The 22,225-nt window shown below is 66.5% G+C and carries 16 protein-coding genes; 2 read left to right on the forward strand and 14 right to left on the reverse strand.

Features of this window, described 5'->3' with window-relative positions:
- Positions 1-59: 59 nt before the first annotated feature.
- The 3 genes from P1U75_RS11925 to P1U75_RS11935 all read right to left on the reverse strand — a co-directional run bounded on the left by P1U75_RS11925 (position 60) and on the right by P1U75_RS11935 (position 5,521).
- Positions 60-1,451 carry an amidase family protein gene (locus tag P1U75_RS11925; protein WP_300243561.1) on the reverse strand — a complete coding sequence of 464 codons (1,392 nt, stop codon included), beginning with the start codon at positions 1,449-1,451 and terminating at the stop codon, positions 60-62.
- Between the two features lie 72 nt (positions 1,452-1,523).
- The gene (locus P1U75_RS11930; protein ID WP_300243563.1) at positions 1,524-3,071 is read right to left on the reverse strand and encodes a trimethylamine methyltransferase family protein; all 1,548 of its coding nucleotides are present in this window, start codon (positions 3,069-3,071) and stop codon (positions 1,524-1,526) included.
- Positions 3,068-5,521 carry an FAD-dependent oxidoreductase gene (locus P1U75_RS11935; RefSeq protein WP_300243565.1) on the reverse strand — a complete coding sequence of 818 codons (2,454 nt, stop codon included), beginning with the start codon at positions 5,519-5,521 and terminating at the stop codon, positions 3,068-3,070. The genes P1U75_RS11930 and P1U75_RS11935 overlap by 4 nt, the downstream gene beginning before the upstream one ends.
- A 116-nt stretch (positions 5,522-5,637) precedes the next feature.
- On the opposite strand from P1U75_RS11935, the gene P1U75_RS11940 reads away from it, so the two are divergent.
- On the forward strand, positions 5,638-6,495 hold the full coding sequence (locus P1U75_RS11940) for a LysR family transcriptional regulator (protein ID WP_300243567.1): 858 nt from the start codon (positions 5,638-5,640) through the stop codon (positions 6,493-6,495).
- A 7-nt stretch (positions 6,496-6,502) separates the two neighbouring features.
- On the opposite strand, the gene P1U75_RS11945 is transcribed toward P1U75_RS11940, so the two are convergent.
- The 10 genes from P1U75_RS11945 to P1U75_RS11990 all read right to left on the reverse strand — a co-directional run bounded on the left by P1U75_RS11945 (position 6,503) and on the right by P1U75_RS11990 (position 20,505).
- Positions 6,503-7,699 carry an NnrS family protein gene (locus P1U75_RS11945; RefSeq protein WP_300243570.1) on the reverse strand — a complete coding sequence of 399 codons (1,197 nt, stop codon included), beginning with the start codon at positions 7,697-7,699 and terminating at the stop codon, positions 6,503-6,505.
- 37 nt (positions 7,700-7,736) lie between these two features.
- The gene (locus tag P1U75_RS11950) at positions 7,737-8,258 is read right to left on the reverse strand and encodes a DUF2478 domain-containing protein (RefSeq protein ID WP_300243572.1); all 522 of its coding nucleotides are present in this window, start codon (positions 8,256-8,258) and stop codon (positions 7,737-7,739) included.
- A gap of 22 nt (positions 8,259-8,280) precedes the next feature.
- Positions 8,281-9,540, reverse strand: coding sequence for a gephyrin-like molybdotransferase Glp (gene glp, locus P1U75_RS11955; RefSeq protein WP_300243574.1), 1,260 nt, complete (start codon positions 9,538-9,540; stop codon positions 8,281-8,283).
- Positions 9,541-9,635: 95 nt separating this feature from the next.
- Positions 9,636-10,223, reverse strand: a complete 588-nt coding sequence (locus tag P1U75_RS11960; RefSeq protein WP_300243576.1) for a hemerythrin domain-containing protein — start codon at positions 10,221-10,223, stop codon at positions 9,636-9,638.
- A 29-nt stretch (positions 10,224-10,252) separates the two neighbouring features.
- Complete coding sequence (locus P1U75_RS11965) at positions 10,253-11,053, reverse strand: peptidylprolyl isomerase (protein WP_300243579.1); 801 nt, start codon at positions 11,051-11,053, stop codon at positions 10,253-10,255.
- 4 nt (positions 11,054-11,057) lie between these two features.
- Positions 11,058-11,747 (reverse strand): respiratory nitrate reductase subunit gamma, encoded by a 690-nt coding sequence (gene narI / locus P1U75_RS11970; protein ID WP_300243581.1) that lies wholly within the window; start codon positions 11,745-11,747, stop codon positions 11,058-11,060.
- Positions 11,748-11,758: 11 nt separating this feature from the next.
- Positions 11,759-12,472, reverse strand: coding sequence for a nitrate reductase molybdenum cofactor assembly chaperone (gene narJ, locus P1U75_RS11975; RefSeq protein ID WP_300243715.1), 714 nt, complete (start codon positions 12,470-12,472; stop codon positions 11,759-11,761).
- 2 nt (positions 12,473-12,474) lie between these two features.
- Positions 12,475-13,995, reverse strand: a complete 1,521-nt coding sequence (narH, locus tag P1U75_RS11980; RefSeq protein ID WP_300243583.1) for a nitrate reductase subunit beta — start codon at positions 13,993-13,995, stop codon at positions 12,475-12,477.
- Positions 13,992-17,717: a nitrate reductase subunit alpha gene (locus tag P1U75_RS11985; protein WP_300243585.1), complete on the reverse strand. Its 3,726-nt coding sequence runs from the start codon at positions 17,715-17,717 to the stop codon at positions 13,992-13,994. The genes narH and P1U75_RS11985 overlap by 4 nt, the downstream gene beginning before the upstream one ends.
- 64 nt (positions 17,718-17,781) lie before the next feature.
- Positions 17,782-20,505: an MFS transporter gene (locus P1U75_RS11990; protein ID WP_300243587.1), complete on the reverse strand. Its 2,724-nt coding sequence runs from the start codon at positions 20,503-20,505 to the stop codon at positions 17,782-17,784.
- A 250-nt stretch (positions 20,506-20,755) separates the two neighbouring features.
- Here P1U75_RS11990 and P1U75_RS11995 point away from each other — a divergent pair, with 250 nt between their 5' ends.
- The gene (locus tag P1U75_RS11995) at positions 20,756-21,454 is read left to right on the forward strand and encodes a helix-turn-helix domain-containing protein (RefSeq protein WP_300243589.1); all 699 of its coding nucleotides are present in this window, start codon (positions 20,756-20,758) and stop codon (positions 21,452-21,454) included.
- Between the two features lie 118 nt (positions 21,455-21,572).
- On the opposite strand, the gene P1U75_RS12000 is transcribed toward P1U75_RS11995, so the two are convergent.
- Positions 21,573-22,034, reverse strand: coding sequence for an efflux RND transporter permease subunit (locus P1U75_RS12000; RefSeq protein WP_300243717.1), 462 nt, complete (start codon positions 22,032-22,034; stop codon positions 21,573-21,575).
- Between the last annotated feature and the right edge of the window lie 191 nt (positions 22,035-22,225).

Consider the following 22,225-nt stretch of genomic DNA (forward strand, 5'->3'; position numbering starts at 1 on the left):
TGCACGGCTTTTGCACCAAGGCGGTTCCGGGGGGCAGTCTGCGCAGGTTGCGGCGCCGGTCAAGGGGCGATCGGCACGGTGTCCCCGATCGCCTCGCCCGCGTCCAGCAGCAGATCCTCGCGGAACTGGTTGGCGACAAGCTGCACGCCGACCGGGGTCTCTCCATACGGCCCATGTACCGTGCCGGTGGTCACCGTCAGCCCGGGCAACCCCATGAAGGGAAAGGCGATCTGCAACATCTGCGCGGCGACGATGGCGTCGAAATCCTCCTGCGGGCCGACGTCGGCGTGATCGGCGAAGGGCAGGGCGCCCGACACCGGGCACAACAGCACCGGCCAGTCGCTGAGGAAGGCGCGCCAGTCGCGGGTCAGGCGTGACCGCGCCTGCAAGGTGTCGAGCAGCCCGTTGACATCGACCGGCGGGCGCAGCGCCGAAAGCCGCTGATAGACGATATTGGCATCCGGGTCGTCCTCCTGCCCGATCACCGCGTCACCGCCGCGCCGGGTCTCGGCCAGCCAGAGCGTCAGCTGCTCCATCATCGCCTCGTGCAGCGGCGGGGTGTCCTGTTCCACGACTTCCCAACCGGCGGCCTCCAGCCGCGCCGCGGCGGCGCGCAACGCCTGTTTGATCTCGGGCGCGACCTGCATCCCGTCAGGCGCGAGGCACAGCGCCGCGCGGCGCGGCGCGTCCGGCCCGCGCAGCGGCGCCGGCATGTACCACGGGTCGCGCAGGTCGGGCGCGGCCATCGCCTCCAGCCCCAGCCGCAGATCGGCGACCGAGCGCGCGATCGGCCCCGACACCGCCATCAGTTGCGCGCCGATCTGCCGGTCCGGCCCGGTGAAGTTAAAGGCCGGCACCCGCCCCAGCGAGGGGCGCAACCCGTGCAGCCCGCAGGCATAGGCCGGATACCGGATCGAGCCGGCGATATCGGTGCCATGGGCCAGCGCCCCCATTCCCGCCGCCACCGCAGCCGCCCCGCCGCCAGAGGATCCGCCGGGGGTCAGCGCCGGGTTGCGCGGGTTCTTCGTCGCCCCGTGCAGGCTGTTGCGGGTGAACCAGCGCAGCGAGAAGGCCGGCGTGTTGGTCCGCCCCACGATCACCGCGCCCGCCTTGCGCAGGTTGGCGACCACCGGGCTGTCCTGCGCCGCGATCAGGTCCCTTTGCAGCCGCAGCCCGTTGGTGGTGGCATGGCCGGTCTGGTCCACGTTGACCTTGACCGTCACCGGCACCCCCGCCAGCGGGCCCAGCGCCTGCCCCGAGGCGCGCGCGGCATCGACCGCGTCGGCGGCGGCCAGCGCGGCGCCGTCACAGCGCTCGACCACCGCGTTGAGCGGCCCGTTGGCCAGGTCGATGCGGCCCAGCGCCGCCTCGGTCACAGCGCGCGCGGTCAACTCGCCCGCCCGCAGCCGCGTGGTGATTTCGCTTGCCGTCAGGCTCCAAAGCGCGTCCATCTGTCCATCCCGTACAAAACCGGGGTCAAACTCCCCGATCCCTTCTAGCGCGGGGCGGCGGGACTGGCCAACTCAGATCACGATGTCGAACCTCTGGCGCAGTGCCCGGTCGACATCCGGCGGCAGCATGTTGACCGCCCGGGCCAGGATCGCCTCCTTGCGTGCCGTGGCGGTGTCGAGCAGAAGGGGTTTCTGCGCCTCTTCCCATTCCTTCGGGCTCATCCGGTTGCCGACCTCGGGATAGATATACTCGGTCTGCATCAGCCTCAGCGTCTGGTCCGAGCCGAGGTAATGCCCCGGCCCGTCAAGGCAGACCGAGGCCATCACCTCGAGCGAGAGGCTGTCCTCGGTCACGTCGATCCCGCGCACGCAGCGCTGGACCTGGCCCAGCACGTCGTTGCCCAGCACCAGGCTTTCCAGGCAGAATCCCAGCAGCGAGGCATGCATCCCGGCCGCCTCGTAGACCATGTTCAGCCCAGACAGCCCGGCCAGCACATTGGTGATCCCCTGTTCCCAGCCGGCCTGCATGTCGGGCAGCTTGCTGTCGGATATGCCGGCGGCGGCGCCACCGGGCAGCCCGTAGAACCGGTGCATCTGGGCACAGCCCGCCGTCAGCAGCGCCTGCTCGGCCGAACCGCCCGACATTGCCCCGGTGCGCAGGTCGCTGACAAAGGGCCAGGTGCCAAAAATCGCCGGATGCCCCGGCGCGATGGAATTGACGTAAACCACCCCGGCCAGGCATTCGGCGACCGCCTGCACGATGGCGGTGGCGATCGGCGCCGGCGCGGTGGCCCCGGCCTGCCCGGCGGAAAGCAGCAGCACCGGCATCCCGGCGCGGATGCAATGCTCCATCGTGATGCAGCTTTCCTCGGCGAATTTCATCGGCGGCACGACGAAGCAGTTGGAGTTCGACAGGAACGGCCGCGCGCGCCAGGCCTCCTCACTGCCCGCGATCATGTGGATCATCTCCATGCAGCCGGCGACATGGGACGGATCCGAGAACGAGGTGCCCACATGTTTGGTGGTGCCGGCGCAGCAGGCATAGATCGTGTTCACGTCCATCGCGAAATTGTCCGCGATGTCGCGGCAGACCATCGGCCGTTGCAGGAAATGCAGGTTGTCGAGATGCTGGACCAGCCGCGCGGCGTCATAGAGATCGGCGGCGGTGGTCTCGCGATAGGTGCCGGTCGCCGGATCGACGAGGTGCACCGCCGCCCCGGCGGTGCCGAAATGGGTCCGCGTGCCGGTCAACTCCAGGTCATGCTGCGGATCGCGCCCGTGCAGGGTGATGCCGCGCGATGCCTTGGCCAGCATGTCCTCGACCAGCGCGCGGGGAAACCGCAGCCGCCCGTCCTCGCCAAGCACCGCGCCGGCGGCGGTCATCGCCGCGACGCCCGAGGGCGGCGCCTGGCTCAGCCCGATGCGTTCCAATGCGCTCAGCGCGGCCTCGTGGATGCGCAGCACCTCGGTGTCTGTCAGCGGCTTGTACTGCCCGCCCGAAAGCCCGGGGCGGACCGGGCGCATCTCGTCCGAGAGCGGCGCGGCGCGCAGGGCGACGCGGGCGGCACGACCGCCGGAACGTCGTCCGCTGCGGCCGGTCTGTTGGGATACGGGGCTCATGCGCGCAACCTTTCATTGTCGGGATCCCACAAGGGGCGATCCTGTTGCACCACGGCGCGATGTTTCGCGCCGTAGATCTCCACTTCCAGTTCGGTCCCCGGCACCGCCAGGTCGGCCCGGAGCATGCCCAGCGCGATCGAGGCCCCCACCCGGTAGCCCCAGGCGCCCGAGGTGGTCTCGCCCACGATCTCGCCGCCATGCCACAGGCACGACATGTAGGGCGCGTCACAATCGCCCGCGTCCACCACCAGCGTGACGAAACGTTTCTTCACCCCGCGTTGTTTCTCGGCCAGCAGCGCGGGTTTGCCGGGGAAATCCTGTGGCTTGTCGAGCTTGACGAACCGCTCCAGCCCGCCCTCCAGCAGGCTGTAATCGGTCGACAGATCCCCCTTCCACGCGCGGTAGCCCTTTTCGATGCGCAGGTTGTTCAGCGCCCACATGCCAAAGGGCCTGGCGCCAGCGGCCAGAACCGCGTCGTAGATCGCGGGCATGTCGGCGTTCTCGGCATGGATCTCCCAGCCCAACTCGCCGGCAAAGCTGACCCGCAGCAGCGCCACCCATCCACCGGCAATCTCGCTTTCCTGAAAGCTGAGCCAGGGCAGGGTGAGGTCGGCGTTACAGAGCCCGCCCAGCACCGCGCGCGATTGTGGGCCGGTCACGATCAGGGTCGACATCCGGTCGGTCCAGTCCTCCAGCGTAAAGGCGCAATTTTCAGGCAGATGGCGTTCCAGCCATTCCCGGTCGTGCCATTGCGCGGCGGCGGCGGTGACGAGGACGAACAGATCCTCGGCCTCGCGGGTGACCGACATCTCGGTCACGATCCGCCCCCGGTCATCGGCGAAATAGACCAGCCCCACGCGCCCGACCTTGGGCAGCGCGCCGGTGACCAGCCCGCGCAGCCAGTCGTCGGCGCCGGGGCCCTGCACCTTGAACCGCGAAAACCCCGGCAGGTCGAGCACGCCGCAGGCATCGCGCACCGCCTCGCATTCCGCGCGGATGCGCTGTTCCCACGGGCCGGAGCGGCCCCAGGTATGCGTCGCTTCCTCGGAGGTGTCGTCGCCTGCCTTCGCGAACCAGTTGGCCCGTTCCCACCCGTTATAGGCACCCATCTGGCCGCCCAGTGCCTTGACCCTGTCATGTACCGGCGACAGTTTCCTGTCGCGGCCGGCGGGCCATTCGTGCCAGGGGAAATGCATGGCGTATTCGTTGCCGTAGACCTCCATCCCCTTGGCGACGCAGTAATCGTGATCGGTGTAATCGGTGAACCGGCGCGGGTCGCAGGCCCACATGTCCCACTCGGTCGCGCCATCGACGATCCATTCGGCCAGAACCTTGCCGGCGCCGCCCGCCTGCGCGATGCCGAAGGTAAAGACGCAGGCCTCGTAGGCATTGCGCACCCCCGGCATCGGCCCAAGCAGCGGCAGCCCGTCGGGGGCATAGGGGATTGGCCCGTTGATCACCCGGCTCACCCCGGAGGTGGCCAGCAGCGGCACCCGCTCCATCGCGTCGGTGACGATCTCCTCGATCCGGTCAAGGTCGTCCTGCCAGAGCTGAAAGCTGAAATCCTCCGGCATCGGGTCGCCCTCATCGACCCAATGCGCCCGGCAGTTCGGCTCATAGGGGCCAAGGTTGAACCCGTGTTTCTCCTGCCGCAGGTAATAGGAGGTATCGACATCGCGCAGCAGCGGAAGCTTGTGCCCGCTCTGCCTGGTCCAGGCCTCGATCTCGGGCACCTCCTCGGACAGCAGGTACTGGTGGCTCATCACCATCATCGGCACGCTGCGCCCGCCATAGGGTTTGAACCATTCGCCGACGCGCTGGGCGTAATAGCCGGCGGCGTTGACCACGTAATCACAGGCGATATCGCCCTTGTCGGTGTGCACGATCCAGCTCCCCTGCGGGGTCTGCGTCACCCCGGTCGCCGGGGTAAAGCGCAGGATCTTCGCGCCAAGGTCGCGGGCGCCCTTGGCCAGCGCCTGGGTCAGTTGCGCGGGATCAATATCGCCGTCATGCGGGTCGTAGAGCACGCCGGCCAGATCGTGGGTTTCAAGGAAGGGATAGCGTTGCTTCGCCTCCTCGGGGGTCAGAAGCTCGATCTCCATCCCCTGGTAACGGCCCATCGCGGCGGCGCGGCGAAACTCCTGCATCCGCTCCTCGGAATGGGCCAGCCGGAGGGACCCGGTGACGTGGTAATTCATCGGGTAATCGACCGCCTCGCCCAGACCGGAATATAGCTCGGTCGAATAGCGCTGCATGTTCATCACCGCCCAGGAGGTCGAAAAGGTGGGAACATTGCCCGCCGCGTGCCAGGTGGAGCCTGCGGTCAGCTCGTTCTTTTCCAGCAGCACGCAGTCGGTCCAGCCCTTTTTGGCAAGGTGATAAAGGCTCGAGGCGCCGACCGCGCCGCCGCCGATGATCACCACGCGGGCCTTGGTGGGGAACTCTGCCATCTGCACCTCCTGTTCGCTGCTCGGTAAGAAAATATCCGACGGGATCGACGCTCTATCAATCGCGCGACGCAGGGCTTATTAATCGGGATAACCGATTAGCGCGCCGGGATGCGACGATGCAGATCGAACTGATCGAAACCTTTCTCGACCTCTGCGAGAGCCGCAGTTTCAACCGGACGGCGGACCGGCTGGGTGTCACGCAATCCACCGTCTCGGGCCGGGTCAAGGCGCTGGAAAGGGTGCTGGGGCGGCGGCTGTTCCTGCGCAACCGCACCGGCACCGCGCTGACGCTGGAGGGCATCCGGTTCGAGCCGCACGCCCGCGCCCTGCGCGTCAACTGGTCCGAGGCACTGCGCGCCACCCGCGATGCCGGCCCCACCGCCACCACCCTGCGCGTGGGCATCCAGCGGGATCTGGCCAACGCCCATATCGCCGACTGGGTCCGGCAGGTGCGTGCCGCGCTGCCCGAGACCGCGCTGTATATCGAGGCCGATTTCTCCTCCCAGATGTGCAACGACCTGGTGCAGGGCAATCTTGATATCGCGGTGATCTACACGCCGAAACCGCATCCCGACCTGCATTTCGCCTCGCTCAACGACGTGCGGTTCCGCATGGTCTCGGACGTCGCCGATCACATCGACCGGGTGCCGGCGGACAGTTATATCCTCGCCAATATCTCGCCGGCCTTCGAGGGGGTGCACAACGCGCTGCTGCCTGGCCTTGCCGTGGCCCCGGTGATCTGCGGTCAGGACATGCTGCTCGAGGCGATGCTCACCTCGCTCGGCGGCACCGCCTACGTGCTCGAGGAGACGGCGGCCAAGTTGGTGGCCTCGGGGCGGTTCACCCCGGTGAAAAAGGCGCCGGTGATCGCGCAGCCGGTCTATTCCGCGATCCATCTGCGCAATCGCCACCGTTCCTCCCACCGGCGGCTGATCCAGCTTCTGGCGGCGCATTTCAACGTGACGCCCGGCTAGGCGGGGATCACTTGCCCGGACGGCGGCGCGCCAGCAGCGGGCCGTAGACCGCCGCGAAACCGACAAAGGCCAGCGTCCAGAACGTGGCGGACAGGTGATAGAGCGCCATCTCCGGCCAGATCCCCGCTGCCAGCCGGAACAGGACCGAGACGACCAGGGCGAGATAAATCGCCAGGGTCGCGGACCCGGCATGCAGCGCCTGCCCGGTGTGGCCCAGCGTCGCCCGCGTCATCACCGCCAGCGTCATCAGCCCCAGCGCGCCCGCCATCCACAGATGCTGGGCACCGGCCGGCGCGATCCAGTCGGGGCGCAGCACCGACAGGCCGGCCCATAGTGCCCCCAGCGGGATGCAGGCATAGGCCAGGTGCAGCACCCAGACCAGCGGCTCCGCCCCGGTCCGCCCGCCTTTCCAGCGGGTCAGCCGACCCAAATGAAGCCCGCCCATCAGCAGCAGGCCGATCCCGGTCGCCGGCTGCGACGGCATCACGACCCAGAGCAACAATGCAACCAGGCTGACGATCAGCACGAGCTTGTCGAAGCGTTGCATCGGCGCTGCCGGCCGCTCCTCGCGCCCCTCGCGCACCAGCCAGTTGCGGGTGAAGGAGGGCACGATCCGCCCGCCGACAACCGAGATCAACATCAGCCCGGCGGCCAGCCCCAGCCGCAACCCGAAGCCCTCGGCAGCATAGACGCCGCGCGCGGCCTCGACGTGAAACAGCAGGTTGGCCAGGAAAAACACCCCCAGCAGCGCCAGCACGATCAGGTTGCGCCAGTTCTTTCCTGCCACGATCTCGCGCAGAAGAACCGCGCTCAGCACCAGCGGAAAGGCAAGATCGACCGCCGCCGCGCCCCAGGCCGGAAGCAGCGCCGAGACCAGCACCGCCACCCGCCCGGCGCACCACAGCGCGAACAGGCCCGCCAGTTGCCAGCCCACCACCGGAAGCCGCCCGGTCCAGTTCGGCACCGCCGTCAGCAGGAACCCGGCGATGATGGCCCCGAGGTATCCGAACAAAAAGGCATGGGCATGCCAGGTGACCGGGTCGAACCGCGTGGGAAGCTCCAGCGCGCCGGTGAAGACCACGATCCACAGTGGCATCGCCAGCCCGGCCCAGAGCGCGCCGAACAGGAAGAACGGGCGAAATCCGAAGGTGAACAGCGCCGGCCCCTGCCATTGGCGCATCTGCTCGGCTGTCGAATGGGACATGATCTCTCCTTTCCGGGTTAAACGGTCTTTCGGGGGGTCAGGCCGCGTCGGCATCCCCGGCGAGCGCCGCACGCGCCCAGTCGTCCAAAGCCTCTGCCGTGGCGGCAAGCCGCGTGGCAAGACCGGCCGAGAACACCTCGAAGGCCGGATGGTTCATCGCGTTCACCCCGGTGATCACCGGGATGCCATCGGCCAGGCAGGTTCCGATCAGTTCGCGGAATCCGCCGCCGTCGGCCTCTTGCTTGCCGAACTTGTTCAGGATCACCAGGGCGGGGCGGGTCGCCAGCGTCTTCTCGACCTCTCCCACCGCCGTCTCCAGCACCGAGGAATCGAGTCGGCAGCCCTGCGCGCCGGTCCCGAGCGATTGCGAGATGCGCAGCACCGGCCCGTCGGGGAGCACCTGCACGTCCATGTCGCAGTGATGCGCGACAGCGGTTTCGGTGTTGGTCTGAACCAGGCCCGCGACCGACAGGCCACGCTCAAGGCAGGCTTGCGCGAAATGGCTGAGCAAGAGGTCGGTTTCGCCGCGTTCGCCGGTCATAACATAGGCGAGTTTCATTGCATGTCCTTTCGTGGCTTCGTCATAGGGGCAGGAATTCCAGCAGGTCGCCCGCCTCGACCTCTTCGCAGTCGCCCGGGATCAGGATCAGCCCGTCGGCCTGCGCCAATGCGGCAAGGTCGGCGGAATGGACGTGATCGGCACAGGCGATGCGTTCCATCCCCGCGCCGTCGTATCCGACGATCCGCGCGGGGCGGTATTCGCAGCGGCCGGGCTTGTGCCGCAGGAGGTCCGAGGCGCGCACATGGCGCCGGACCGGCCCCGCATCGGTCCCGGCGAGGCGGTCGAGCAGCGGCCGTCCCAGAACCTGCCAGGTGACAAAGGCCGCGACCGGATTGCCCGGCAGGCTGAGGATCACGCTGCCGCCCAGTCGGGAAACCGTGACCGGCTTGCCCGGCTTGATCGCCACGCCGCAAACCGCCACCTTTGCGCCGAGATCCTTCAGCGCCGGCCCGAGGTGATCGCGGTCCCCGACCGAGACGCCGCCGGAGGTGACGATCAGATCGACGGTGCCGGACAGCGCGGAAAGCGCCGACGCCAGGACTTCGCGGCGATCGGGAAACCGTGTGGCGGCGACAAGCGAAACCCCGGCCTGTTCGCAGAACGCGGTCAGCATCGGGGAATTGGCGTCCCAGATGGCGCCGTCCTCCAGCTCCTGCCCGGCGGGGGCGAGCTCATCTCCGGTGACGACCAGCGCGGCGCGCAGCCGCCGCCGCACGGTAACCGTTCCGGCCCCGGCGCTGGCGCAGATCGCCAGGTGATGCGCTTCGAGCCGGGTGCCGGGGGAGAGCATCACCTCGCCCAGTTGTCGGTTTTCGCCGGTCTTGCGAATGGCGCTGCCGGCCCGGGGCGGCACGGCGAAACGGACGCGGTCGCCATTGCGCACGGCGTTTTCCTGCATCGCCACAGTGTCGGCGCCGCGCGGGATCGGCGCGCCGGTATAGATCCGCATCGCCGTGCCCGGCGGCAGCGAAACCGGCGCATCGCCGGCGGCACAGCTGCCGATGACCGGCAAGTCGCCGCCGCCTGGCAGGTCGGCGCAGCGCAGCGCGTAGCCATCCATCGCCGCGTTGTCGAACCGGGGAAGGTTCGCCCGCGCCAGGACCGGCGCTGCCAGACAACGGCCCAGGGCGGCGTGCAGCGGCACCTCTTCGGTTTCGGTGACCGGGGCCGCCAGCGCCAGCGCCGCCGAGACCGCGTCGCAGACCGGCATCAGGGCGGGCGCCCCGGGCGCGCCATCGCAGCCGCAGGCCGTGCTCTTGATCGGTTCGAAAATGGTCATTCCGTCACCCTCCATTCGCCAGGGTCACTGGCGATGATCGCCCGGACGCCGGGGGCGACCGTCTTCTGTTGCCTTCGACGCGCGCGCTTTGCATGTCACCCGTCCCCGTCCCCGTCCCCTTCCCCGTCCCAGTTCGCGTCCCTGTCCCCGGTGCTGTCGGTGTTCGTGTCCGGCGCCCGGCGCAGGACCATCGCCTGGCGCAGGGCATCCAGGTCCCCAGCCGTCAGCCGGACCCGCGCCAGCGGCAGCACGATGGCGTTTTCCACGATCAGATGCCGTCGTTCATGGGCGGCGAATCCGGTCACGGTCTCCGCCTCCTCGGCGGTAAGTGCCCCTCCGGACCCGGCGATGCGCCCGAGTGCTGCGATCACCGCGTCAAGGAATTGCGCGGTCCTGGCGTGATCGGCATCCAGCCGGTCGAGCGTGTCGTTGATCTCGTCGTCCGGCTCGGACCGGTGTCGCAGCGACGGGAACAGGCCCTGTTCCTCGTCGTGCAGATGGCGGGGCAGGGCGGTGGTGAGGTGCCGCAGCGCCTCGATTGTCACCGCCCGGTCCGGTCGCGCTGCGGCGGCAATCGTGTCGAGCATGCCGCAGATCTCGCGCTGGCGCAGGTGTTCTTCCGCGAAATGATCCAGCGGATCGGGCAGGACACCCTCCGCCGCCGTCGCCAGGGCGCTGTGCACCGGATATGTTCCCGCCCGCGCCATCTGGATCAGGCCACCGCCCTGGGGTCGAAGCCCGCGATCTCGGCCCGGTCCATCAGTTCGGCCAGATAGGCACTGGCGGCGCTGGCCCACATCGCCTTTTCACAGGCCTCCGCCAGACGCGGGCGCACCGTGTCGAACGGCAGCACCTCGCCCCTGGCCCGGGCATCCATGCGCAGGATGTGAAAACCATAGCGGGTTTCCACGAGGGTCTCGTGGATATCGCCCAGGGGCGCGGTCTCCATCGCCGCCTCGAACTCGGGCACCGTGTCGCCACTGCTGAGCTGTCCCAGCTGGCCGCCGGCATCCCGCGATGAACAGGCGCTTTCCTCGCGCGCCAGCGCGGCAAAGCGGCGGGGGGAGGCGCGCAGCGTGTCGAGCACCGCCGCGCCCCGTATCTTTGCGGCCGCGCGCGCCTGCCGGTCCTCGGGCGGCGCGGCAAAGAGGATATGCGCGGGCTGGAACAGCGTCGGTGCGCGGTAGGCGTCGGGGTTGTCGGCATAGGCGCGGCGCAGGGCGGCCTCGTCGACCGGACCTGGTTGTACGTTTTGGGCCAGCAACTCCCTGATCTGCGCCTCTTCCGGGGTTTCAAGCTTGCCCGGCGCAACCTCCTCCGGGGCAGGGTGCAGGCCCAGCCGCTCGGCCTCGTCCAGCAGCACCCGCCGGATCGTCAGCGCCCGCGCCGCGCGGCGCCAGGCCAGCCCCGGCTTGCCGGCCGGGGCGGGGTGGTTCTGGGCCTCCGCCGCGATCTCGGCGGCAGAGAGCGGGGTTCCGTTGACGGTAATTTCGGGAAACAGGGGGGTGGTCATCGGATCATTCCGCCGGAGTCTTGCGGCGCGAGCGCACGATCTGGTAGCCGGGCCGCCACAGGTAGCGCAGCGGCACCGACAGCATGTGCACCAGCCGGGTGAAGGGGAACAGCAGGAAGATCGTCAGCCCCAGGAACAGGTGCAGCTTGAACAGCAGCGCCACGTCCTCGATATAGCTGGCCGCCTGCCCGTCGAAGGTGAAGATCCCCTGCGCCCAGGACATGAACTTGGTCATTTCATGCCCGTCCAGATGCTGCAGCGAGACAAAGATCGTCCCCACCCCGAGCACGAGCTGCGCCAGCAGCAGCGCGAGGATGCCGATGTCGGCAAAGCTCGAGGTGCGGCGGATGCGCGGATCGGTCCAGCGGCGGTGAAACAGCATCCCGCCCCCCGCCAGCGCCATCACCCCGGCAACGCCACCGGCGATCACCGCCAGCAACTGCTTGGCGCCATGGCTGATGCCGAGGGCGTCAAAGATCCAGATCGGCGTCAGCAGACCGCCAAGGTGACCGAAGAAGATCACCAGAACGCCGACGTGAAACAGTACCGAGCCGATGATCAGCTGGCGCCGTCGCAACAGCTGGCTGGAACTGGATTTCCAGGTAAAGGGCTCGGTCTCGTAACGCGCGATCGAGCCGAAAATCAGCACCGTCAGCGCGATATAGGGGTAAATTCCGAACAGAAATTGATGCATCTGAGCCTCCATCACTCAGCCGCCTGGGCAGGGGTGCCCGGGGCGGGGTTAACGGGTGTGTCCATCTGGGACAGCATGTCGCGCACCTGCGGACAGCCGCCGTTGGGATCGGGGCCAAAGGTGACCTCGCTCTCCTCCCAGATGGCGTCGAGCGCCTCGAGATCCTCGGGGTCGTCCTCGGGTTGTTCCAGCAACTGCTCCACCGCCCCGGCATCGGCCCGGGCGCCGGCGATCTGCAAAAGAGCGGCGAACACGGCACCATAAGGGCTTTCGCGCCGGTCGAGCCGGGTCTGCAAAACCGCAAGGATATGGGCCGCGTCCGCCAAGGTATCCTGGATGTCTGCAAAGGGACGCATCGCCAGGAATTCGACCAGAACGGGAAGGTGATCGGGCAGCTCCGAGGTGGCCGGATCAAACCCGGCATCGCGGTACATCTCGACCAGGCTGACCATGGCGCCGCCGCGGTCGCGGCTTTCGCCGTGCACATGTTCGAACAGGTTCAGCGACAGGCTGCGCGACCGGTCGAAGAGGCCGACATAGGTTTCCTGCAGATCATAGATGTCGCCCGATTGCAGGGTCTCCACCAGCGGGCGCAAGTCGCGCCGTGCGGCGGCGGTCATCCGGCTGTCGGCGGCCAGAACGCCGCCGATCTCGGGCATCGCGCGCTGCAGCTCCTCGGTGGGATAGCTCAGCAGCAGCGAAATCGCTTTCAGGGAACGGTCCATCATCACATCGCCTCCGGCATTTTGAGGGCCTTGCGTTTGCCACCGAACAGCGAGCCCTCGGAGATACCCGAGGAACAGGCGTTGCCGTCGGTAAAGCCGCAGCCGCCGCGCAGGTCATAGGCATCCTCGACCTGTTCGCGGTGGGTGGTGGGGATCACGAAACGATCCTCGTAATCGGCCAGCGCCATGATCTTGTACATGTCCTCGATCACCCGGCCGCTGAGGCCGACGCGTTCCGCGATGGCCTCGTCGATGACGCCGTCCACGGTCTTGGCCCGCATGTAGCTGCGCATCGCCGACATCCGCTCCAGCGCCTGGACGATCGGTTCCTCGTCGCCGGCGGTCAGCATGTTGGCGAGGTAACGCACCGGGATGCGCAGGGAGCGCACGTCGGGCATCTCGCCGTCATGACCGATCTTGCCGGCCTCGGCGGCGTTCTGGATCGGGCTGAGCGGCGGGATGTACCACACCATCGGCAGGGTCCGGTACTCGGGGTGCAGCGGAAAGGCCAGCTTCCACTCCATCGCCATCTTCCAGATCGGGCTTTGCCGCGCGGCCTTGATCCAGTCCTCGGGCACGCCGTCGGCGCGGGCCGCCTCGATCACCGCGGGGTCATGCGGGTCGAGGAACACGTCGAGTTGCGCGTCGTAAAGATCCTTTTCCGCAGGCGTGTTCGCCGCGCTGTCGATCTTGTCGGCGTCATAGAGAATGACACCGAGGTAGCGGATGCGCCCCACACAGGTTTCCGAACAGACGGTCGGATTGCCGCTCTCGATCCGGGGATAGCACAGGGTGCATTTCTCCGACTTGCCGCTTTCCCAGTTGTAATAGACCTTCTTGTAGGGGCAGCCCGAGACGCACATGCGCCAGCCCCGGCATTTTTCCTGGTCGATCAGGACGATGCCGTCCTCTTCGCGCTTGTAGATCGCGCCCGAGGGGCAGGAGGCGGCGCAGGCCGGGTTGAGGCAATGCTCGCACAGGCGCGGCAGGTACATCATGAAGGTGTTTTCGTACTCTCCATAGATCTCCTTCTGCACCCCTTCAAAGTTGTAGTCCTGGCTGCGCTTCTCGAACTCGCCGCCCAGGATTTCCTCCCAGTTCGGCCCGTGCTCGATCTTCTGCATCCGCTCGCCCGAGATCTTGGAACGGGGCCGCGCGGTCGGAAACGCCTTGACCTCGGGGGCCGATTTCAGGTGGTCGTAATCAAAATCGAACGGCTCGTAATAATCGTCGATCTCGGGCAGGTCCGGGTTGCCAAAGATATTGGCCAGGATCCGCCATTTCGACCCTTGTTTCGGCTGCAGCTTGCCGGATTTGGTCCGCTCCCAGCCGCCGTTCCAGCGTTTCTGGTTTTCCCAGTCCTTCGGGTATCCGACGCCGGGCTTGGTCTCGACGTTGTTGAACCATGCGTATTCGACGCCGTCGCGGCTGGTCCAGACATTCTTGCAGGTCACGGAACAGGTGTGGCACCCGATGCATTTGTCGAGGTTCAGCACCATGCCGATTTGTGCGCGTACTTTCATTGTGCGGCCTCCTTCTCGGTCGCTTCATCGTCAAGCCAGTCGACCTTGTTCATTTTCCGGACGATGACGAATTCGTCGCGGTTCGACCCCACGGTGCCGTAGTAGTTGAAGCCGTAGGACAGATGCGCGTAGCCGCCGATCATGTGGGTCGGTTTCAGCACCGTGCGGGTGACCGAATTGTGGATGCCGCCGCGCAGCCCGGTTTTCTGCGAACCGGGGGTGTTCACGATCTTTTCCTGCGCGTGGTACATGAAGACCGTGCCTTCGCGGATCCGCTGCGAGACCACGGCACGCGCGGTCAGCGCCCCGTTGACGTTATAGGCCTCGATCCAGTCGTTATCCGCGATCCCGGCCTTCTTGGCATCGACCTCGGACAGCCAGACCACCGGCCCGCCCCGGTTCAGCGTCAGCATCAGCAGGTTGTCGGAATAGGTCGAGTGGATGCCCCATTTCTGGTGCGGCGTGATGAAGTTCAGCACCAGGCTGTCGCCGCTGTCCTGCACCCCCTTGGTGACGGTCTTTAGGTCCACCGGCGGGCGGTAGGAGACGAAGCCCTCGCCAAAGGCGCGCATCCACAGGTGATCCTGATAAAGCTGTTGTCGCCCGGTCAGGGTGCGCCATGGGATCAGCTCATGCACGTTGGTGTAGCCGGCGTTATAGCAGACCTCTTCGCTTTCGATCCCCGACCATGTGGGCGACGAGATGATCTTGCGCGGTTGCGCCGCGATGTCGCGGAAGCGGATCTTGACGTGCTCCTGCCCCTCGGCCAAATGCGCGTGTTCGCGCCCCGTTGCCTTGCTGAGCTGTTGCCAGGCCTTGACGGCGACCTCGCCGTTGGTCTCGGGCGCCAGCATCAGGATCACCTCTGTGGCGTCGATGTCCGTGTCGATCCTGGCGCAGCCCTTGGCCGGGCCGTCGAGGTGCACGCCGTTCAGGTCGCGCAGGTGCTGGACCTCGGTCTTGGTGTCCCAGGCGATGCCCTTGCCGCCGTTGCCGATGTCGTCCATCAGCGGCCCAAGCGCGGTGAAGCGATCGTAGATCGCGGTATAGTCCCGCTCGACCGCGATATAATTCGGCGCGGTCTTGCCCGGGATCAGATCGCATTCGCCCTTCTTCCAGTCGCGCACCTGGTCCTGCGCGATCTCTGCCGGGGTGTCGTGCAGGATCGGCAGGGCGATCACGTCGGTCTCCTGGCCGAGATAACCCGGCACGATCTCCTGGAATTTCCTGGCGACCGCCTTGAAGATCTCCCAGTCCGACTTGGATTCATACGCGGGGTCCACCGCCGCCTGTAGCGGGTGGATGAACGGGTGCATGTCCGAGGTGTTCAGGTCGTTCTTCTCGTACCAGCTTGCCGTCGGCAGCACGATGTCGGAGTAGACCGCCGTGGTCGACATGCGGAAGTCGATGGTGACCAGCAGGTCGAGCTTGCCCTTGGGCGCCTCGTCATGCCAGACGGCCTCCTTCGGCTTTTGCCGGCCTTCCTCGCCCAGGTCCTTGCCAAGGACACCGTTGTCGGTGCCCAGAAGGTGGCGCAGGAAATACTCGTGCCCCTTGCCGGAACTTCCCAGCAGGTTGGAGCGCCAGACGAAGAGGTTGCGCGGCCAGTTTTCCGGTGCGTCGGGGTCTTCGCAGGACATGTCCAATGCGCCCGATTTCAGGTTTTCCGCGATATAGTCGCGCGGCTCCTGACCGGCGGCTTTCGCGGCCTTGGCCACCTCCAGCGGGTTCTGCTTGAGTTGCGGCGCGGAGGGCAGCCAGCCCATCCGCTCGGCCCGGATGTTGAAGTCGATCATCGAGGCGTCCCAATCGCCGGCGGGGGCGGTGGGCGACAGGATCTCGTCCGCGGTCAGCGTCTCGTAGCGCCACTGGTCGGTATGGGCATACCAGGCGCTGGTGCCATTCATGTGGCGCGGCGGACGCGCCCAGTCGAGCGCGAAGGCCAGCGGTTGCCAGCCGGTCTGCGGGCGCAGTTTTTCCTGGCCGACGTAGTGGCTCCAGCCGCCGCCGGACTGGCCGATGCAGCCGCACATCACCAGCATGTTGATGATGCCGCGGTAGTTCATGTCCATGTGGTACCAGTGGTTCAAACCGGCGCCGAGGATCACCATCGACTTGCCGTTGGTCTTTTCGGCGTTGAGCGCGAATTCGCGCGCCACGGCGGTGATCTTGTCGGCCGGAACGCCGGTGATCTTTTCCGCCCATTTCGGGGTATAGGGGACGTCGGCGTTGAAATCGTCGGTGACCCAGTCGCCGCCCAGCCCGCGGTCGAGCCCGTAGTTGGCGCAAAACAGGTCGAAGACGGTGGCGACCTGCGCCTCGCCGTCGGCCAGTTTGACGGTCTTGACCGGGATGTTGCGCGTCAGCACGTCGGGGTGGTCGCAGCGCACGAAATTCTCGGTCGCCACGCCGCCGAAATAGGGGAAATCGACACCGACCACATCGTCATGATCCTCGTCGAGGACCAGCGACATCTTGAGTTGGGTGTCGGTGCCTTTGGCGCGCTCCTCCAGGTTCCATTCGCCGTCCTCGCCCCAGCGGTAGCCGATCGAGCCGTTGGGCGCGACATAGCTGCCCGAGGTGGCGTCGAGCGCGATGGTCTTCCACTCGGGGTTGTTGTCCTCGCCCAGCTTGTCGTCGAAATCCTCGGCCCGCAGGAACCGGCCCGGCACAAGCTTGCCGTCCTTTTCCTCCAGCCGGACCAGCATCGGGAAATCGGAGTACTTGCGGCAGTAGTCCTCGAAATATTCCGCCTGCCGGTCGAGGTGAAACTCGCGCAGGATCACGTGGCCCATGGCCATCGCCAGCGCAGCATCGGTGCCCTGCTGCGGCGCCAGCCAGACATCGCCGAATTTCGCCGCCTCGGAATAGTCGGGGCAGATCACCGCCGACTTGGCGCCGCGATAGCGCGCCTCGGTATAGAAATGTGCGTCGGGGGTGCGGGTCTGCGGCACGTTGGAGCCCCAGATCAGCAGGAAGCCCGCGTTGTACCAGTCGGCCGATTCCGGCACGTCGGTCTGTTCGCCCCAGGTCATCGGGCTGGCCGGCGGCAGGTCGCAGTACCAGTCGTAGAACGACATGCAGGTGCCACCCAGCAGGCTCAGATAGCGCGTGCCGGCGGCATAGCTGACCATCGACATGGCCGGGATCGGGGAAAAGCCGAACACGCGGTCGGGGCCGTAGGTCTTGGCGGTATAGGCGTTGGCGGCGGCCGTGATCTCGGTCGCCTCGTCCCAGGTTGCCCGCACGAAACCGCCCTTGCCACGCGTGGTCACATAGCTCGCGCGCAGGATCGGATCGCCCTGCAGCTTGGTCCAGGCGGCGATGGGATCCATTGTCTTGCGCATCTCGCGCCAGATCTTCATCAGCTTGCCACGGATCAGCGGGGTCTTCACCCGGTTGGCGGAATAGAGATACCAGCTGTAGCTGGCGCCGCGCGCACAGCCGCGCGGCTCATGGTTGGGCAGGTCGGCGCGGGTGCGCGGGTAATCGGTCTGCTGGGTTTCCCAGGTGACGATGCCGGATTTCACGTAGATCTTCCACGAACACGACCCGGTGCAGTTCACCCCGTGGGTCGAGCGCACGATCTTGTCATGCCGCCAACGGTTTCTGTAGGTGTCTTCCCAGTCGCGGTTTTCGCGGGTGAGCTGACCGTGGCCGTTGGCGAACCGGCCCAGTTCCTTGGACTGCAGGAAATTCAGTCTGTCGAGGAGATGGCTCATTTGGCTGTCCTTTCGATGTCGGAGAGGGTCCGGCAGCACCTGCGCCGCCGGACCGGATATCTGTTCAACTGGCGGGGGCCGTTGCGGCGGCCTTGGCCGCGCCGCCGCGTTCCAGGTCGTAGAGCAGGCTGCCGCGCCGGGTGTAATAGACCCAGGTGATCGCCAGGCAGATCGCGTAGAAGACCAGGAAGCCCCAGAGCGCGCCCACCGGCGAGCCGGTCATCGCGATCGACGTGCCGTAGGCCTTGGGGATGAAGAAGGCGCCGTAAGCCGCGATCGCGCTGGTGAAGGCGATGATCGCCGCGCTCTCGCGGTCGGCCTGCTTGCGGCTGGCCGCCGCATCCAGGTTGGGCAGCAGGCGTGGCACCTCGCGGCCCATGATCGCCGGGATCATCTGGAAGGTCGAGGCATTGCCGACCCCGGTCAGCAGGAACAGCGCCATGAAGGCCGCGAAGAACCCCGCAAAGCTGCCCGCCCCGAGGGCGGCGATCACCCCGAACACCGCCACGATCATCGCCGCAAAGGTCCAGAACGTGACCCGGCCGCCGCCGAAGCGGTCGCTGATCCAACCGGTGCCGGCGCGGCTGAGCGCGCCCACCAGCGGGCCGAGGAACACGTATTGCATCGCGTTCACCTCCGGGAAGGACAGCCGCGTCAGCAGCGGGAAGCCCGCCGAATAGCCGATGAAGCTGCCAAAGGTGCCGGTGTAGAGGATGCACATCAGCCAGTTGTGCTTGCGGCTGAAGATGATCGCCTGTTCGCGGAAGCTTGCCCGCGCATCGGCGATGTCATCCATGCCGATCCAGGCCGCGGCGGTGGCGGCAATGATGAAGGGCACCCAGACAAAGCCGGCGTTCTGCATCCACAGTTGCCCGCCATCCGACAGCGTCTGCGGTGCGCCACCTAGGGCGCCGAACACGCCCGCCGTGATGACGAGGGGCACCAGGAACTGCATCACCGAAACCCCGAGGTTGCCCAGCCCCGCGTTCATTGCCAGCGCGTTGCCCTTTTCCGCCTTCGGGAAGAAAAAGGCGATGTTGGCCATCGACGAGGCGAAGTTGCCGCCGCCAAAGCCGCAAAGCAGCGCCAGCGTCAGGAAGATCAGATAGGGCGTGCCGGCGTCCTGCACCGCATAGCCGATCCCCACGGCGGGCAGCAGCAGCGAGGCGGTCGACAGCGTCGTCCAGAGCCGGCCACCGAAGATCGGCACCATGAAGCTGTAGAATATGCGCAAGGTGGCGCCGGAAAGCCCGGGCAGTGCGGCCAGCCAGAACAGCTGGCTGGTCGAGAAGTCGAACCCGATCGCGGGCAGTCGCGCGACCACCATCGACCAGACCATCCAGACCGAGAACGCCAGCAGCAGCGCCGGGATCGAGATCCACAGGTTGCGGCGCGCGATGCGGCGGCCCTTCTCCTGCCAGAAATCAGATTCCTCCGGGCGCCAGTCCTCCAGCACCCGGGGCATCACGGTGCGCTCAGGGTCGTGGATCTCCTGCATCTCGGGCAGCGCCGGCAGGGTGTCCAGCGCCTCGCCATGAGTCTTGCGCTCCATTGCCCGGACCGACATATGCATCCACAGCAGGGCGACACCGACCAGCGCGAACAGCAGCGCAAAGCACGAGGTGTAGACACCACTTATGTCCAGCAGCGTACCGAACAGGATCGGCAGGACAAAACCGCCGAGGCCACCGATCATACCGACAAGGCCACCGACCGCGCCGACATGGTTCGGGTAATAGACCGGGATGTGCTTGAACACCGCCGCCTTGCCCAGGCTCATGAAGAAGCCGAGCACGAAAAGAACCGCCACGAAGGGCCAGACGTCCATTTGCGTCGAGAAGGCGATCGGGCCGTCCTTGCCCTGGATCACGTAATCGGTCGGCGGATAGGACAGCATGAACAGCAGGACCATGGAAAACCCGAAGGTCCAGTACATGACCGAGCGCGCGCCGAACTTGTCGGACAGGTGGCCGCCGTAGGCGCGGAACAGGCTGGCCGAGAGGCTGAACGAGGCTGCGGCCATCCCGGCGGTTTTCACGTCAAGGCCGTAGACCTCGATCAGGTAGTGCGGCATCCACAGCGCCAGCGCCACGAAGGCGCCAAACACCAGGAAGTAATACAGCGAGAAGCGCCAGACCTGGAGGTTCTTGAGCGGCGCGAACTGTTCGGCCATCGAGGGCGCCCGCACGCCCGTCTTGCGCCGCTCGACCATTTCCGGATCGTCCTTGGCGAACAGGAAGAACAGCACGCCGATGACGGCCAGCGCCGCGGCCCAGGCATAGGCGACGCCGTGCCAGCCATAGGCCACCATGACGAAGGGGGCGACGAATTTCGTTACCGCCGCGCCGACGTTGCCGGCCCCGAAAATGCCCAGCGCGGTGCCCTGGCGGCCCGCGTCGTACCAGCGCGACACATAGGCCACGCCGATGATGAACGATCCGCCGGCAAGCCCGATGCCAAGAGCGGCGATCAGGTACATCACGTAACTGTCGGCCAGCGTCAGCGCCCAGGTGGCCATTGCGGTCAGGATCATCTGCGCCGGAAACACCAGCCGGCCACCGTATTTCTCGGTCCAGACGCCGAGAAACAGGCGGGTGATCGACCCGGTCAGGATGGGGGTCGCGACCAGAATGCCGAACTGCGCCTCGCTCAGGCCCAACTCGTCCTTGATCGCGACACCGATAATGGAAAAGATCGTCCAGACCGCGAAACACGCGGTAAAGGCGAAGGTACTGAGGCCGAGGGCACGGTTCTGGTCCGCGCGAGCTACGCCATCGAGCGTTGTCATGGGTGTCCCTCCAAATACTGGGCACGCTGCAAGCAGCGCGATTTGGAGACAGACAAGTGGAGTTTCGTCATCGTTCGGTTGATCCAGATCAAGAAGGGCGCCGGGCCGGGTCGAAATAAACCCAAGGTCGAATTGCTTGGGGAGGGGCGGAAAAATATGTGGACCGGGCGGGCGAACTTCTTCCATCCGTTGCTTGACAATTATCAATTGACGCCCGTAGCAAGGCGGTACGGTTTCAGCAGGAGGCGATGTGCGACCTGAAGATATCCCGGAGATTCGGGCCCTCGACCTGTTTCGAGATATGTCGGAGGAAAACTTCGGCGATCTGGTCCGGGGGGGCTACGTCCAGACGTTTCCGCCCCAGGTCCAGCTTACAACCGAGGGAGATCACTCCGATTTCCTGCACATCGTGCTGACCGGCAGCGTCGAGATGTTCGCCACATGGAATGGCAGGGAAACCTCGATGGCGACGGTCCGTCCGATTTCGACCTTCATCCTCGCCGCCACGATCAAGGACGCGCCCTATCTGATGTCGGCCCGTACGTCCGAGAAATCCCGCATCATCTTGCTGCCGTCGATGGATGTGCGTGCCGTCTTCGAGAATGACAACGGGTTCGCCCGCGCCGTGGTTTCCGAACTTGCCCAATGCTACCGCGCGGTGGTCAAGACGTCGAAGGATCTCAAGCTGCGGTCCTCGATCGAGCGTCTTGCCAATTATCTTCTGCGCAGCCGCCGCCGTGCCGGCGACGCCCCGGAGTTCGAGCTTCTGCTCGAGAAGCGCCGCCTGGCGTCGTTTCTGGGGATGACGCCGGAAAACCTGTCGCGCGCGTTCAAGGCGCTGCGCCCCTACGGTGTCGAAGTCGAGGGCGCGACCGTGCGCATCACCGACCTCGACAGCCTTGAACGCCTGGCAAAACCCAGCCCGCTGATCGACGATTTCTCGACCTGAGTGACCCTGGCCCCATCCGGCAGGGACGGGGCCCGGACACGCGACTTTCGCGCGTCGGCCCTGTTCAGCTTTCCGTCCTTTGGCGCGGTCGAATTGACCGGTGGTGTTGCGACGCCCTTCAGTCGGCTTCGGTGCGTTTGACACCGAATACGGCAAGGTAGAGCGCCGGGACGAAGAGCAGCGTAATGAGCGTTCCGGCAACGATCCCGCCCATCATCGCATAGGCCATCGGCCCCCAGAAGATCTGGCGCGAGATCGGGATCAGGGCAAAACTCGCTGCTGCCGCGGTCAGAAGGATCGGCCGGGCGCGGCTGTCGCTGGCCTGGTAGACCGCCTGCCACGGGTTCATGCCTGCGGCGCGCAGAACCTCGATCTCGCTCACCAGGTTTATCGAGTTGCGGATCAGGATCCCGGCCAGCGCCAGCACGCCGAGGATCGCCACGAAGCCGAGCGGCGCGCCGGAGGGCACCAGCGCCGCGACCACGCCGATCAGCCCGAGGGGGGCGGCGCAAAGCACGACAAAGGTCAGCCGGAACCCCTGCATCTGGATCATGATCAGGGTCAGCATCACCAAAAGCATGATCGGCACGACCGCCGCGATTGGACCCTGACTCGCCGGCTTTCCTCGACCGAGCCGCCCAGCTCGACGGAATATCCCGGCGGCAACGTCGCCGCAATGCCCCCGATGCCGTCCGCCAGATCCGCGGCAACGGTGGCGGCCTGATCGTCGGTGACAACCGCCGCCTTCACGGTGATGCGGGGCACCCGGTC

Origin of the sequence: Antarcticimicrobium sp. (assembly GCF_029212575.1) — a bacterium.
GTDB lineage: Bacteria > Pseudomonadota > Alphaproteobacteria > Rhodobacterales > Rhodobacteraceae > Antarcticimicrobium.